At 33.4% G+C, this 13,740-nt stretch carries 16 protein-coding genes; 5 read left to right on the top strand and 11 right to left on the bottom strand.

Features of this window, described 5'->3' with window-relative positions; translation table 11 throughout:
- Positions 1–43: 43 nt before the first annotated feature.
- From CA2559_RS02160 to CA2559_RS02185, 6 genes are all read right to left on the bottom strand, one after another.
- Complete coding sequence (locus tag CA2559_RS02160) at positions 44–649, bottom strand: hypothetical protein (protein WP_013186195.1); 606 nt, start codon at positions 647–649, stop codon at positions 44–46.
- A gap of 4 nt (positions 650–653) precedes the next feature.
- Positions 654–1,694 carry a VWA domain-containing protein gene (locus CA2559_RS02165; RefSeq protein WP_013186196.1) on the bottom strand — a complete coding sequence of 347 codons (1,041 nt, stop codon included), beginning with the start codon at positions 1,692–1,694 and terminating at the stop codon, positions 654–656.
- Positions 1,695–2,699 carry a vWA domain-containing protein gene (locus CA2559_RS02170; protein ID WP_013186197.1) on the bottom strand — a complete coding sequence of 335 codons (1,005 nt, stop codon included), beginning with the start codon at positions 2,697–2,699 and terminating at the stop codon, positions 1,695–1,697.
- Entirely contained in the window at positions 2,699–4,357 is a 1,659-nt protein-coding gene (locus CA2559_RS02175) for a DUF4381 domain-containing protein (RefSeq protein WP_013186198.1), read from the bottom strand. Before CA2559_RS02175 ends, CA2559_RS02170 begins: the two co-directional genes overlap by 1 nt.
- Positions 4,358–5,224 (bottom strand): DUF58 domain-containing protein, encoded by an 867-nt coding sequence (locus CA2559_RS02180; protein ID WP_013186199.1) that lies wholly within the window; start codon positions 5,222–5,224, stop codon positions 4,358–4,360. It lies immediately after the preceding gene.
- 125 nt (positions 5,225–5,349) lie between these two features.
- Positions 5,350–6,351, bottom strand: coding sequence for an AAA family ATPase (locus CA2559_RS02185; protein WP_013186200.1), 1,002 nt, complete (start codon positions 6,349–6,351; stop codon positions 5,350–5,352).
- Positions 6,352–6,548: 197 nt separating this feature from the next.
- On the opposite strand from CA2559_RS02185, the gene CA2559_RS02190 reads away from it, so the two are divergent.
- Positions 6,549–7,430, top strand: a complete 882-nt coding sequence (locus CA2559_RS02190) for an aldo/keto reductase (RefSeq protein ID WP_013186201.1) — start codon at positions 6,549–6,551, stop codon at positions 7,428–7,430.
- On the opposite strand, the gene CA2559_RS02195 is transcribed toward CA2559_RS02190, so the two are convergent.
- The 3 genes from CA2559_RS02195 to CA2559_RS02205 are packed head-to-tail and all read right to left on the bottom strand — an operon-like array spanning position 7,427 to position 9,391.
- Positions 7,427–7,903, bottom strand: a complete 477-nt coding sequence (locus CA2559_RS02195) for an acyl-CoA thioesterase (protein ID WP_013186202.1) — start codon at positions 7,901–7,903, stop codon at positions 7,427–7,429. The genes CA2559_RS02190 and CA2559_RS02195 overlap by 4 nt on opposite strands.
- 1 nt (position 7,904) lies before the next feature.
- Positions 7,905–8,762: an alpha/beta fold hydrolase gene (locus tag CA2559_RS02200; RefSeq protein WP_013186203.1), complete on the bottom strand. Its 858-nt coding sequence runs from the start codon at positions 8,760–8,762 to the stop codon at positions 7,905–7,907.
- Between the two features lie 38 nt (positions 8,763–8,800).
- The gene (locus CA2559_RS02205) at positions 8,801–9,391 is read right to left on the bottom strand and encodes a TetR/AcrR family transcriptional regulator (protein ID WP_013186204.1); all 591 of its coding nucleotides are present in this window, start codon (positions 9,389–9,391) and stop codon (positions 8,801–8,803) included.
- A gap of 231 nt (positions 9,392–9,622) precedes the next feature.
- Between CA2559_RS02205 and CA2559_RS02210 the strand changes: the two genes are divergently transcribed.
- The 4 genes from CA2559_RS02210 (at position 9,623) to nadD (ending at position 12,011) form a co-directional block, all read left to right on the top strand.
- Positions 9,623–9,904 (top strand): SdpI family protein, encoded by a 282-nt coding sequence (locus CA2559_RS02210; RefSeq protein ID WP_158305527.1) that lies wholly within the window; start codon positions 9,623–9,625, stop codon positions 9,902–9,904.
- Positions 9,905–9,967: 63 nt separating this feature from the next.
- A complete protein-coding gene (locus CA2559_RS02215; protein WP_041240857.1) occupies positions 9,968–10,825 on the top strand; it encodes a YicC/YloC family endoribonuclease in 858 nt (285 codons plus the stop codon).
- Positions 10,825–11,421 carry a guanylate kinase gene (gmk, locus tag CA2559_RS02220; RefSeq protein ID WP_013186207.1) on the top strand — a complete coding sequence of 199 codons (597 nt, stop codon included), beginning with the start codon at positions 10,825–10,827 and terminating at the stop codon, positions 11,419–11,421. Before CA2559_RS02215 ends, gmk begins: the two co-directional genes overlap by 1 nt.
- Positions 11,421–12,011: a nicotinate (nicotinamide) nucleotide adenylyltransferase gene (gene nadD, locus CA2559_RS02225; RefSeq protein ID WP_013186208.1), complete on the top strand. Its 591-nt coding sequence runs from the start codon at positions 11,421–11,423 to the stop codon at positions 12,009–12,011. Before gmk ends, nadD begins: the two co-directional genes overlap by 1 nt.
- 65 nt (positions 12,012–12,076) lie before the next feature.
- Here nadD and lysM read toward each other — a convergent pair whose 3' ends face one another.
- Positions 12,077–12,577, bottom strand: coding sequence for a peptidoglycan-binding protein LysM (gene lysM, locus CA2559_RS02230; RefSeq protein WP_013186209.1), 501 nt, complete (start codon positions 12,575–12,577; stop codon positions 12,077–12,079).
- Positions 12,578–12,774: 197 nt separating this feature from the next.
- Complete coding sequence (locus CA2559_RS02235; protein ID WP_083798853.1) at positions 12,775–13,704, bottom strand: hypothetical protein; 930 nt, start codon at positions 13,702–13,704, stop codon at positions 12,775–12,777.
- Between the last annotated feature and the right edge of the window lie 36 nt (positions 13,705–13,740).

The raw sequence follows: 13,740 nt of genomic DNA on the forward strand, positions 1-13,740 counted from the left end.
GGTTTGAATGCCTTAAACAGCATTCGTTTAATTTTGTTTTTTATTATAATTTTTCAATAATTTCTGAAGGCAGAAACATTTCTAAAATTGGTTTCATATTCTTCTCTACTACTATAAACTTCCAATTAGTTATACCATTTGGAGATTCTGCTATTACACGTTTTTGAACGCTTATTTTATATTGGTCTTTATCTTCTAAATACGTCACATTCTCTTCACCAAAGTTTTTATAAAATGATACTAACATCATACTTTGTTGTAACTCCTTTTTTTCTTGCAGTTCTTCATCTTCTGAATCTTCCACAGAGTTGTCTACAAAACCAATATACATATCATTTGAGTAGCTAAGTGTAGCATAATACTTCTCGTTTATGAGTTCTGGTTCATTAATGTCCTTAATATTAGTATTATCAAACCTTAAATTCATAGACTCTGAGTTAAAAGCGCTTTGCATTGCAACCAGTAATTGTTCTCTTGGGATTAGCTCAAAAATACCTTCTGCTGTATACTCTATAGCTGTTTCAAATTCTTTATTGATTATAGCAGTTAAGTAGGTATTAAAATCTGTTTCAATTTCCTTCTTGGCATTTTGGGAGTATCCAGTTAACGTAGCTGCTAAAAGAATTACATATGTAATGATATGCTTCATGTATTTAATCTATTTGTTTTTCGTTGAACAAATTCAATTTTTTAAGCCAACTTGTTCTTCGTTCCAGTAAAAATACTTCTAAAACTAAAAAGAAAATTCCGAAGCCTAAAAACCACTGAAACTGGTCTTTAAAATCTGCAAACTGCTTAGCTTCAAACTCTTTCTTATCCATATTTTGAAGGATTTCTGTTACTTTCTCTACGGTTTCCTTAGTGATGTTATTATATATATACTCACCATTAGCCTCTTTAGCAATATCTTTTAATGTTTCTTCCTGTAGCCTTGTAATTACAGTCTGATCATTTTGATCTTTCTTATAATTAAGCACAACACCATTGCGTTTAATTGGTATTCTGCCTCCTTTTGTTGTTCCTACACCAATGGTAAAGATTCTTATTCCTTCTTCACTTGCTTCTTCTGCAATGTTTACAGAATCGCCTTCATGGTCTTCTCCATCACTAATAATAAATAGCACACGGTTAGTTTGCTCATCATCATTATAGTAGGTTTTAGCTAGTTGAATTGCCTCATTTATAGCTGTACCTTGACTACTCAACATATCTGTATTCATATTTTGCAAGAACATCTTAGCACTTGCGTAATCTGTGGTAATAGGCAATTGCGGAAAAGCACTTCCTGCATATGCAATAATACCTACACGATCACTAGCCAAACTATTTATAATTTGAGTGACCAACTGTTGAGACTTCTCTAAACGGTTAGGAGCAACGTCTTCTGCTAGCATACTCTTTGACACATCAATTGCGAAAACAACATCAACACCTTCTCGTTTTACTGTTTCTAATTTCGTGCCAATCTTAGGATTTACTAATGCAATTGTTAAACAGGCAATGGCCAAGCACAGTACAACTATTTTTAAAATTGTTTTAAAAACAGATTGGTTTGGGCTTAGCTTTTTAAGCAAGTCTTTATCTGCAAACTGAGATTGTTTGCGTTTTTTCCAGATTAATGCAGCAATTAATAGCAGTAGTAATACTGGTACAATTGCCAACAGCCAAAAATATATGTGTTCCTCTAAGACCATTTATACAAAACTTCTAAAAATTGTAAACCTTAATAACACCTCAACAACTATTAATCCTAATGCCGCTAATACTAAAGATCTAAAAAGCTCTTTGTAGTTATAAAATTTAAACTCTTCTACTTCTGTTTTTTCCAGCTTATTTATCTCTTCATAAATAGCTTCTAATTTCTGATTGTTAGTAGCTCTAAAATATTGACCACCAGTTACAGTAGCGATTTGTTTTAAAAGGTCTTCATCTATTTCAACTTTCTGATTGCCATATTGAAATTGGCCATTAGACTTTATACCAATAGGAGATAATGCCATACCATTACTACCAATACCAATAGTGTAGGTTTTAATGCCGTACTCCACAGCTAACTCACTAGCTAACTTAGGGTCTATTGTACCAGAGTTGTTTACACCATCGGTAAGTAAGATTATAACCTTACTTAAAGCTTTACTGTCTTTTAGTCTGTTAACAGATGTTGCTAATCCCATTCCTATAGCAGTACCATTCTCAAGAACTTCACTAAACTTTACATCATTTAAAGCACCAAGCACTATACTTTTATCACTCGTAATAGGTGTTTTTGTGTAGCTTTCTCCAGCATATAGAACAATACCTACACGATCGTTAGGACGTCCTTGTATAAACTCTGAAGCAACATCTTTTAAAGCTTCCAGTCTATTTGGCCTAAGGTCTCTTGCTAACATACTCGCAGAAACATCAATAGCCATAACTATATCTATACCTTTTGTGGTCTTAGTTTTAGTTGAAACATCTACCGTACGAGGTCTTGCCATTGCAGTTATTAAAAATGCTAATGCTAATAGGCGCAACACAAATAGTAGCGGTCTTATATTTACCAACCAGCTTTGCTTTACTTTAAAACCTTTTATAGTAGATATTTTTAGCTCTGCAGTTTGTTTACCTCTTTTAATAATGTACCAAGCAATTAGTACTGGCATTATTAAGAACAACCAGAACCACTGCGGATTTTCGAAAACAAAATTATCTAACATTACTGAGCACTTTTTTGAAGTTCGATACTATTAATAATACGGTTTGATATTTCTTCACCAGCTTCATCATTCTCACCATTTACAACCATTATTTGTTGCATACCAATGTTATTATTAAAAACCAGTAATTGAAACGCAGATTTTTGACCCGTAAAGTTTCCTTGCTCTTTAGAAAATGTAAACGTACCATAAGCTTTTAGTCCTTTAATACCGTTTGCTGTAGTAAACTCATCTTCTTTTACAAACATATTATTAGCTCCTTGCTGCTCTAGCATTCCTAAATTAGCTTGTACAATTGCACTTTTATCTACCTCTTTTTGTTCCTGCTTAAACGATGTTGTGTTAACATATACGTAAAACCCGTTTATAAGGCTACCATAAGTAAATAATTGATTGTCCTTAACAACTTGCTCTACTTCTTTAGGCAAAGCTGCATCTTTTCTTACCAATACTTTTGGTGTTGTAATTGCTACAGATGGATAACCATAATCACTTCTTACCCAATCACCTTGCAAAAGTTCTTTAGTAGGATGACCAATAAAGCTATCTTTAATATAATCTGTTCCTTTTATTACAATTAAACTAACAAAGAATACAACTAATACAAAGAGACCAACTATAACAGAAATTATAATCTGTTTACGTTTTCGCTTTTTAGCTTTAGCTTCTTGAAACTCTATAGTATTCTCTAACTCTTCTAGTGTAGGTTCTGGAATTGCAGCTTTTGTATCTTTAATAATAACTTCAACTCTTAATCTGTCTGCTTTTACAACGCCTTCATCTGGATTCATTTTTGCAAATTTCGCTAAATCTGCACGCATTAAAATTTGTTTGAAATCCTTAATTGTTTCTTGAGACAGATCTAACTTTCCTTGTTGTTTTTTTGCTTCCATTAAAGCGATTAACTCTTCTGTTGTTCGCTCCATTGCATGATCGTCTACTTTTTCATCTATAAAGCGACGTGCAGAATCTGTTAATCGAGAATAGTAGTTTTTGTAGTCTTGGTTTTTAAGCAAATCAGACTTATCCAAAGCTTGTAACTCAAGCATTGCTTTTTCAAATGGAGGAATTTTTACTTCTGCTTCTGCTTTTTTCTTCTGTCTTCTAAAGATTAAAAATAACAAGCTAGCTACAACCATAGCTATAAGAAGCAACCACCATATCCAAGTTGGTATTTGAAAACGACTAGGCACCTCCACAGATGGTTTTATAGGATACATTTTCTGTTTAGTTGTATCTACAGCTACATCTGCAACTTCAACTCGCATAGAGTCTGTTAGTATGACCCTATCATTAATCATAACTCTTTGTTGCGGGATGGTATAACTACCAGAATCAAATTGTGTTAAGCGGTATTCCTTTAAGAGTCTAAAACGTTTTTCTAATCGTGTTGTATCTGCCAACAAACTTTCCACCATTTCCATAGGAGCAAATGTTTGTCCTTCGGGAAACACAACCACATTGGTTGAGTCTGTTTCTACCTGAATGCTATACGTTATCTGTTCTCCTATTTTTATTGAAGTAGAATCTATAGTAGCGTTTACTTCTTGAGAAAATGAATAGGTAATGGCGAAAAGCGAAACGAAAATAGCAGTAAGCGTTCTAACCGAAGTTGAAAACACTTTGTTTATATCCATTTTTAAGTTTTCATTCATCATTTAAGCTCTTCTTTTAAAATAACCCAATAATTTCTTTACATAACTCTCATCTGTACGCGTATGTATTACGCCAGACCCACTTCTTCTAAATGTGTTTTCAAAGTAATTTACACGCTCATTATAATGTTTGGCATAATTAACTCTTACAGTCTTTGATCCTGTATTTACCAATAACAACTCTCCAGTTTCTTCATCTTGCATTTGAACCATTCCTAAATTAGGAATAGCTTCTTCTTTTTCATCATACACGCGAATACCTGTAACATCATGTTTTTTGCCTACAATTTTCATTGTTTGCTCATAACCATCTGTCATAAAATCTGATAAGACAAAAACGATAGCTTTTTTCTTAAGCATGTTAGACAAGTATTTTAAAGCTTTTGTAATGTCTGTCTTTTTACTTTGTGGCTTAAACTCTATAAGTTCTCTTATTATTCTCAAGACATGTAAACGTCCTTTTTTTGGAGGTATAAAAAGTTCGATTTCATCAGAAAATAAAAGCAATCCTATTTTATCATTATTCTGTGTTGCCGAAAATGCTAAGGTTGCTGAAATTTCTATGATTATATCTTTTTTAAACGCTTGGTTTGTACCAAAGAATTCTGAACCAGATATATCTACCATTAAAACCATGGTTAACTCACGTTCTTCTTCAAAAATCTTTACAAAAGGCTCATTATACCTTGCGGTTACATTCCAATCTATACTCCTTACATCATCTCCAAATTGATATTGGCGCACTTCACTAAACGTCATACCACGACCTTTAAAAGTACTGTGGTACTCGCCACCAAACACGTGATCGCTAAGGCGACGTGTTTTAATTTCAATTTTACGTACTTTTTTTAGGAGGTCTTTGGTGTTCATTGTCTTTAATCGAAGAGTCTTAAATGCAATTTGATTTTTGAATTTTCAAAGTAGAGTTAAGTGCTTAGCAAAAAGAGATTAGTAACTCAAAACATTACTTCCTAATTACTAAAGCTCAGAAACTACTATGGCACTTCAATCTCATTTACAATTTTATTAATAAGATCTACGCTGGTAACATTTTCTGCTTCAGCTTCATAGGTTAACCCAATACGATGCCTAAGTACATCATGTACTACTGCACGCACATCTTCTGGCACAACATAACCTCTACGTTTAATAAAGGCATAGCACTTTGCTGCGTTTGCAAGGTTTATACTACCACGAGGTGAAGCTCCAAAGTTTATTAATGGTTTAATATCATTAAGATTGTATTGTTCAGGATAACGTGTTGCGAAGATGATGTCTAGAATATACTTCTCTATCTTCTCATCCATATAAACTTCTTTAACAGATTGTTGGGCTCTCAAAATTTGATCTATAGATACAACTGGATTTACAGTTTCAAAACTGCCTTTTAGGTTAGCACGCATTACCATTTGCTCCTCATCCATCTTAGGATAATCTATCACTGTTTTTAACATGAAACGGTCTACTTGGGCTTCTGGCAAAGGGTAAGTTCCTTCTTGCTCTACTGGGTTTTGTGTTGCCATAACTAAGAAAGGCTTATCTAACACAAAGGTTTCATCTCCTATGGTTACTTGCTTTTCCTGCATAGCTTCTAATAAAGCAGATTGTACCTTGGCAGGAGCACGGTTTATCTCATCTGCCAATACGAAATTGGCAAAAATAGGACCTTTCTTAATGCTAAAGTCATTAAGCTTCATATTGTAGATCATAGTTCCCACAACATCTGCAGGCAATAAGTCTGGTGTAAATTGAATACGGCTAAATGTCCCGTGAACAGCTTTAGACAACGTGTTTATTGCTAAGGTTTTTGCCAAACCCGGCACACCTTCTAATAAGATATGACCTTGTCCTAAAAGACCAATAAGCAAACGCTCTACCATATGCTTTTGGCCAACAATTACCTTTCTCATTTCTAATGAAAGCACATCTACAAAAGCACTTTCTTTTTCTATTTTTTCATTTAAACTCGCAATGTCTATCGACGTGTTTTGTTCCATAGATTCAATTATTTAATTCACAAATTTAAAAAGCTAACTAAAGCTAAACAAATTCCTATTTTTAAAAAATATCTTAAAAAAGTCGCTTTTAAAAACCAACTTTTATTTAAACGTGTAAGTTACCAAAGCCTTATCAATATATGTACTTTCGCATTAGATAAGTTTCAGTAACTAACAAATACGAAAAGATTAGAACTATGTTGCAGGAAAAATTACAGTTTTCAAGAATTATTCAAGGAGTAATGAATTGGGGTGCTTGGGGAGCAAAAATGAGCACCCAACAAATGGCAGAACAAATTGAACACGTATTAGACCTTGGCATAACAACTTTTGATCACGCAGATATTTATGGTGGTTATACTACTGAAGCTGAATTTGGAAAAGCATTTAAGGAAAGTGGTGTAAACCGTGAAGATGTACAACTCATCTCTAAACTAGGCATACAATATCTTTCTGATGAGCGGCCTTATAACCGTGTAAAACATTACCAATATGATGCTACCTACATTTTGGAGAACACAGAACGGTCTTTACAAAAACTAAACACCAACTATTTAGATTTGTTGTTACTTCATAGACCAAGTCCACTTATGGATCCTTTAGAAATAAAAGGCGCTATCGAAAGGCTACTTACAGAAGGTAAAATTAAATCTTTTGGGGTTTCAAATTTTACACCAAGCCAGGTTGCAATGCTAGAAAAACATATTAAGGTTTCTGGTAATCAAATTGAATGTAGTATTACCCAGTATGAACCAATGCTAAATGGTGTTTTAGATGATATGGTTACTAAGAACATACTGCCAATGGCCTGGTCTCCTTTAGGAAGTATTTTTAAGGAACATACACAACAAACTATGCGTGTACAAAATGTCTTAAAAACACTACGCGCTAAATACAGAACTACTATAGACCAAATTCTTATTGCTTGGCTACTAAAGCATCCTTCTGGTATACATCCAGTAATTGGAACATCTAAGGTTTCTCATGCTAAAGCAGCAGTTAAAGCACAAGAAATAAACCTTGACATACAAGATTGGTTTGAGCTCCTAATTGCAAGTCAAGGTCATAAAGTTCCTTAATCTAAATCTTTTGGCAACTTTCCAAATGCTCTAGTATCTTCTTTGGTTAATATCTTAAAATCTGCAGATTTTGGAGCATTTTCTAGAACATGGTTAAGTTCTTTTGGGAATGTAGTCATCTTACGTTCTTTAAGATCCATCCAGCATCCTAACATATCGCAAGTCGCTAAGTTTTTTCCATTTGAATCGTAAAAATTATGGACAAATTTAAAAAGTGAACCATCTTCACTAACGCCACCAACCTCAAAAGATACTTTAATAGGTTTGCCTTGTAATACTTCTCTAAAGTAAAAGATGTGTTCGTAAAATATGACTGGGCCAATATTATATTTAGCCATTTCTTTTTGGCCAAAACCATTTTCAATTAGGTAAGCCATTCTGGTGTGACTCATAAAATTTATAAATGCAGAGTTTGCTAAATGACGATTCGCATCTAAATCGCTCCATCTTATATCAAATTCTTTTGTAAACATATTAGTAGGTTTCTTGTGGTTGTTTATTAATTAATTTAATTCTTTCTAACACAGCGTTTACCACAATATCACTTTCAAGATTGTGTCCTAAACCTTCTGTGTAAAATGTTTTAATATCTGGGTTTTGTTTTACGCCTTCCTGTATTGGTAATATTGGTGTTACCTTATCTTGAGTTTCATGAATAACCAAGATTGGCTTATCTATCAATTTAAAGAATTGCGCCATTGTCACTCTATCTGCAGGAAGTTTTAAAACCTCATTTACTTTTATTAATAAATTTTGAATTGATTTTGTTGACAGGCCCAACATCACTTTAAAGTATGCGAAGATGGCATCCATCCCAGAAGGCGCACCCATGATTACATAGCTACTTACATTTAAGTTGGTGTTTACTAAAAAAGCATACGCAGTAACCATACTACCTAATGAGTGACAAACCATAGTATGAATATGGCCTATATGTTTTTCTGAAGCCGCAATTGCTTTACGGTAAATTTCAAAGTTAAGAGCATTACCATCAGACAATCCGTGTCCTTGGGCATCTAAGGCGTACGCTGTATATTCAGTTAAATCGAGTTGATCTATGTAAGGCTGCCAACGTTGTGAATTGCTCATCCAACCATGAACAAAAAACAAACGCTTTTTGCCTGTGCCCCATTTATGTAGCACAACATTTTGATTGTTAATCTCAAAATTGTGTTTTATACTTTTTTTAAAAAACGCTTCTCCTTTTTCTGTAATTCCTACACGTTTTACTCTACACAACAACTTAAAACTAAACTCCCTATTCCAACTTGGGAACACAGGCGCTGTTCTATTAATTATAAATCCTAATATTTTTAATATGAAATTCTTCATCAATTTATTTTGATACCAATTGGTATTTAAGATCGGTTTTAAAGACTTACAGATTGTATAACCATCTCAAGGTGTTTTACGCAATGGGTAATGGCTTTCTTATTTCGTTCTAGTTTACTCATCATTATTCCTCCTTCTAAAGAAGATATAACTATAGTAGCATAAAACTCTATATCTATATCTGGTTTTACCTGCTTGTTTTTTATACCGTTTTGAAAAAGTACCTTAATAGAAGCTCTAAGTTGCGCCAACATATTAAATGCTTGTTGTCTTAATACAGAGTTAGAGTCATCTACCTCAACAGCAACATTCATAAGAGGACAACCACCTTCATAATAAGGAGATTCCATATAATTCTCAAAAAATTCGAATATGGCATCAAACTTTGTTTTAAAAGTTTTCGCTTCTTTTATGCTAGATCCTAAATTAGAAAACAACAGCCTAGATAAATTACGTAATGCCTGTTGCTCTAAGTCTTGCTTACTTTCAAAATGCCTATAAATAGCACCTTTTGTAAGACCAGTTGCTTTAGTAATATCACTTATAGAGGTGGCCTTGTAACCTTGTGTATTAAACAGGTTGGCGCTCTCTATTAAAATCTTTTGTTTTGTTGCTGTTGCGTTTCGCATACAACAAAGATACCAAACGGTATCTAAACCTCAATACAATAATGATCTTTATATTGATTTTTCAACTAAATTTGTTACTTTAAAGCGTAATTATTCTTATTTATGGATATTAACCATCAACTTATTACTGGATTGAGCTGTGCATTTATATTGCTCGTACTAGGTATAATTTTCTATAAATTTCCACCAAAGAAAATTAACTCAGTATACGGTTATCGTACACCTAGATCTATGACTAATCAAGATACTTGGGATAGTGCAAATACATTTTCTTCAATATGGATGATACGCTTTGCGGTGTTTACATTTCTTGTAAGTGGCGCTAGTTATGTCTTAATTCCAGAGTATAGCGCATTAATAACTGTTATAGTTTTAGTGCTTTTAGTAGTTTTAATCTTACCTCTAACAGAATCTCACTTAAAAAGACACTACACAAAAAGTGGTAGCCCTAAAAGTGTAGTTGATGAATATGATTTACCTCCAACTGGAGTTACTAGTAGCGAAGAAGAGTAACATCTTAAATGTTAACTTCATCGGTTTAGAATTAGTAACTTTGCAACTTCTTAAAAATCATTTATGATTCAATCCATGACTGGCTTTGGCAAAAGCACATTACAATTGCCTACCAAAAAAATATCGATAGAGATTAAATCTCTTAATAGCAAGAGTTTAGACCTAAATGCTCGTATGCCTAACCAATATCGTGAAAAAGAGTTAGATATGCGTAAGCTTATTGCATCTTCACTAATGCGCGGAAAGGTAGACTTTAGCTTGTATATTGAAACTACATCAGATGATACGACTAGCGCTATTAACAGCGAGGTTGTAAAGTCTTATATGCAGCAACTTAAGCAAGTAGTAGCTTCTGATGATACAGAACTCTTAAAGATGGCTATAAAAATGCCAGATGCCCTAAAGACAGTTCGCGAAGAAATTGACGAGACAGAATACGACTCTATCTTAAATACTTTAAAAGAAGCCTTAGTTGAAATAAATAGATTTAGAACAGATGAAGGCAAAGCTTTAGAGGACGACTTTAATCTTCGAATTTCTAATATTAAGAATTTGCTTGAAGAGGTTATTAAGATAGATCCAGATCGTATAAACCAAGTTAAAGAACGCCTTCGAAAAGGAATTGAAGAGTTAAAAGAAAGCGTAGATGAAAACAGGTTTGAGCAAGAACTTGTTTACTATATTGAAAAATATGACATTACAGAGGAAAAAACGAGGTTAGACAACCACCTTTCTTATTTTACAGAAACTATAAATAGCGCAGACTCCAACGGAAAAAAGCTTGGTTTTATAAGTCAAGAAATTGGTCGTGAAATAAACACGATAGGATCTAAATCTAATTATGCACCAATGCAGCAACTTGTTGTTCAGATGAAGGATGAGCTGGAAAAAATTAAAGAACAACTACTAAACGTTTTGTAATGAGCAAAGGAGGAAAACTCATAGTATTTTCGGCACCTTCTGGAAGTGGAAAAACTACTATAGTAAGACATTTATTAAAACACCAATCGTTAAATCTTGAGTTCTCCATTTCGGCAACATCAAGAGAGCCGCGCTTTGGCGAACAAGATGGTGTACATTATTACTTTCTAGATCTTTCAGAGTTTAAACGCCGAATTAAAGAAGACGAGTTTTTAGAATGGGAAGAAGTTTATAGAGATAACTTTTATGGCACACTAAAGTCTGAGGTAGAACGTATTTGGGACGAAGGCAAAAATGTAATATTTGATATTGATGTTGTTGGCGGCCTAGATATTAAAGAGATTTATCCAGAAAAAACACTTGCCGTTTTTGTAAAACCTCCAAGTATAGAGGAGCTTAAAATTAGACTTAAAAAACGCAAAACAGAAACAGAAGACAAGATTAATATGAGAGTTGCAAAAGCTTCAATAGAGCTAAAGACTGCACCACAATTTGATCATATTATACTTAATGATAATTTAGATGTTGCACTTACAAAAGCATATAATCTTGTTTCAGATTTTGTTGGCGCAGATACTAATACAACAGAAGACTAGTGAAAACCAACAAGAATATAGGCTTGTATTTTGGGACATTTAACCCTATTCATATTGGGCATTTAGCTATTGCTAACCATATGGCAGAGTTTTCAGAATTGGATGAAATATGGTTAGTTGTTACACCTCACAATCCGTTTAAGAAGAAAAGTACGTTACTAGATAATCATCATAGATTAGAAATGGTGAGACTTGCAACAGAGCATTATCCTAAGCTTAAACCAAGTACTGTTGAGTTTGATTTACCACAACCAAATTATACTGTAAATACACTTGCTGTTTTAGAAGAAAAGTATCCAGATTACATGTTTAATTTAATTATGGGTGAGGATAATTTAAAAAGCCTTCATAAGTGGAAAAACTATGACGTGATTTTAGAGCGCTATGGTATTTTTGTTTACCCAAGAATTTCTGAAGGTGTTATAGAGCATCAATTTAAAGATCATCCTAAGATAACTAAAGTTAAAGCTCCTATTATGGAGATATCTTCAACATTCATAAGATCTTCAATTGCAGATAAGAAAAACATACGCCCATTATTACCAGAACACGTGTGGTCTTACGCAGATGAGATGAATTTTTATAGATAACCTACTATTTACAACATAAAAAAACCTGTCTTATGACAGGTTTTTTGTTTTCTATAAAGATGTAATTAATCTTCTTGTGCAGGAATACGTAATACTTGTCCTGGATAAATTTTATCTGGATCTGTAAGCATTGGTTTATTAGCTTCAAAAATAACTGGGTATTTCATAGCATTACCATAGTACTTTTTTGCAATCTTACTTAAGCTGTCACCTTTTTCCACAGTATGAAACTGTGCTTCTGGCTCTTTATTTTCAACTTCCATTTGATCGTCTACTTGAGCAATTCCTGCTGTATTTCCTACTACAAGAACAATTTTTTCTCGCGTTGCTTGGTCTAAAGCCTTACCAGTAATTGTAGCCGTATCACCTTCAATAGTTACATTAAGGTTTTCTGCCTCTAGGCCTAAGTCACTAACTGTTTCTTCCATAGAGCTTGCAGCCTTCTCATTAGCCTCTTTAATCTTAGCTGCGTTTTCTGCAGCCGCTTCTGCAGCTTCTTCCTTGTCTGTTTTGCCTATACCAAATACTTTGGCTCCTGCATTTTTAATAAATGAAAATAATCCCATTGTGTTTTCTTTTGTTAATTATTAATAAGTACCCAATTTACAAAAAGCACTCACTAAAGACAAGAGTCTTTTTATAAATCCGACTTAAATTCTTATCAATGTTTTAAGAGTTATTTAGCAGTAAACTATTAACAAGACTTTGCTTACAATTGCAACTTTAAAAGCCTCTTTAAAAGAGGCTTTTAATAATTACTTTTTTATGTAGATGCTCCATCTTTAGTGAGCACTTTAAATTCTGCTTTGCTAATACGTTTTTTTGAGGTGTTATTTTTAAGTTTATATTCAATATATCCTCTACCTCTAAAAGTATACGTGCTTTCTGAAGCTGGATGAAATAACATTATTGTATTATCATCTGGTATAGTCATCTCAAAGTACTCATTTCCCATAGGCTCATAGTCCAAATAAAGCCCTTTAACGTAACCGTTATTAGAGATATCTGTAACTTCGTAGTGACCTTGATAATCCCAAACGACATCATTAGGATGTGTTCCTTGTGCATCTATTGAGCTTTCAAAATTATCACCTTGACCAAATGGTAAGAATTGTATAAAGTTTTCTTCATCAAAAGCATTTACATAACCATTTGCACTAGTTGCAGTTTTTTCCCATAGTTGATATTCTTGTAGGAAATAATGTATATTATTATAAAACACAAGATCATAATCAAAAGTTGAACGTTGATAGCCGTAAAATACATATCGCGTACCTGATGACAAATCTTTCAATATCATTTTATTTGCCTGTCCTTCTATAACTTGAAACCTATGGTAACCATCTTTATCATGGCTAATTTCTAAAACATCCTGAAAAGCATCAAAATACCCTGTTTGTATGCCAAAACCACCGCCTCGAGAACCAATGCCAACTAAATTATTATTAGCATACAAATCTCCTTGCTGAAATGACAATGTAAAAGCAATTTCTAAAAAAGGTACTCTAGTTGCACCTGCAGTTTGCTCAACATCTAAATACCATAACTCGTAAGTTTGTAAATACTGATTTAAAGTTAAGGTAGGTTCTGGGTTATTTACTTCATAGTCTTGATCATCTACAACCTCTACATAACAAGACGTCATCACTAACCCTACAAAGAATAACATGGTAAAATTTAGTATCGTTTTCATAACGTTTAATTTTGGGATTCTATAATTTGGGTTTCA

The organism is Croceibacter atlanticus HTCC2559 (assembly GCF_000196315.1).
GTDB classification, from domain to species: domain Bacteria; phylum Bacteroidota; class Bacteroidia; order Flavobacteriales; family Flavobacteriaceae; genus Croceibacter; species Croceibacter atlanticus.

Excerpts from the sequence above, each read along its gene's own strand:
- CA2559_RS02160 (WP_013186195.1), bottom strand. The coding sequence starts at position 649 with ATGAAGCATATCATTACATATGTAATTCTTTTAGCAGCTACGTTAACT.
- CA2559_RS02165 (WP_013186196.1), bottom strand. The coding sequence starts at position 1,694 with ATGGTCTTAGAGGAACACATATATTTTTGGCTGTTGGCAATTGTACCA.
- CA2559_RS02170 (WP_013186197.1), bottom strand. The coding sequence starts at position 2,699 with ATGTTAGATAATTTTGTTTTCGAAAATCCGCAGTGGTTCTGGTTGTTC.
- CA2559_RS02175 (WP_013186198.1), bottom strand. The coding sequence starts at position 4,357 with ATGATGAATGAAAACTTAAAAATGGATATAAACAAAGTGTTTTCAACT.
- CA2559_RS02180 (WP_013186199.1), bottom strand. The coding sequence starts at position 5,224 with ATGAACACCAAAGACCTCCTAAAAAAAGTACGTAAAATTGAAATTAAA.
- CA2559_RS02185 (WP_013186200.1), bottom strand. The coding sequence starts at position 6,351 with ATGGAACAAAACACGTCGATAGACATTGCGAGTTTAAATGAAAAAATA.
- CA2559_RS02190 (WP_013186201.1), top strand. The coding sequence starts at position 6,549 with ATGTTGCAGGAAAAATTACAGTTTTCAAGAATTATTCAAGGAGTAATG.
- CA2559_RS02195 (WP_013186202.1), bottom strand. The coding sequence starts at position 7,903 with ATGTTTACAAAAGAATTTGATATAAGATGGAGCGATTTAGATGCGAAT.
- CA2559_RS02200 (WP_013186203.1), bottom strand. The coding sequence starts at position 8,762 with ATGAAGAATTTCATATTAAAAATATTAGGATTTATAATTAATAGAACA.
- CA2559_RS02205 (WP_013186204.1), bottom strand. The coding sequence starts at position 9,391 with ATGCGAAACGCAACAGCAACAAAACAAAAGATTTTAATAGAGAGCGCC.
- CA2559_RS02210 (WP_158305527.1), top strand. The coding sequence starts at position 9,623 with ATGACTAATCAAGATACTTGGGATAGTGCAAATACATTTTCTTCAATA.
- CA2559_RS02215 (WP_041240857.1), top strand. The coding sequence starts at position 9,968 with ATGATTCAATCCATGACTGGCTTTGGCAAAAGCACATTACAATTGCCT.
- gmk (WP_013186207.1), top strand. The coding sequence starts at position 10,825 with ATGAGCAAAGGAGGAAAACTCATAGTATTTTCGGCACCTTCTGGAAGT.
- lysM (WP_013186209.1), bottom strand. The coding sequence starts at position 12,577 with ATGGGATTATTTTCATTTATTAAAAATGCAGGAGCCAAAGTATTTGGT.
- CA2559_RS02235 (WP_083798853.1), bottom strand. The coding sequence starts at position 13,704 with ATGAAAACGATACTAAATTTTACCATGTTATTCTTTGTAGGGTTAGTG.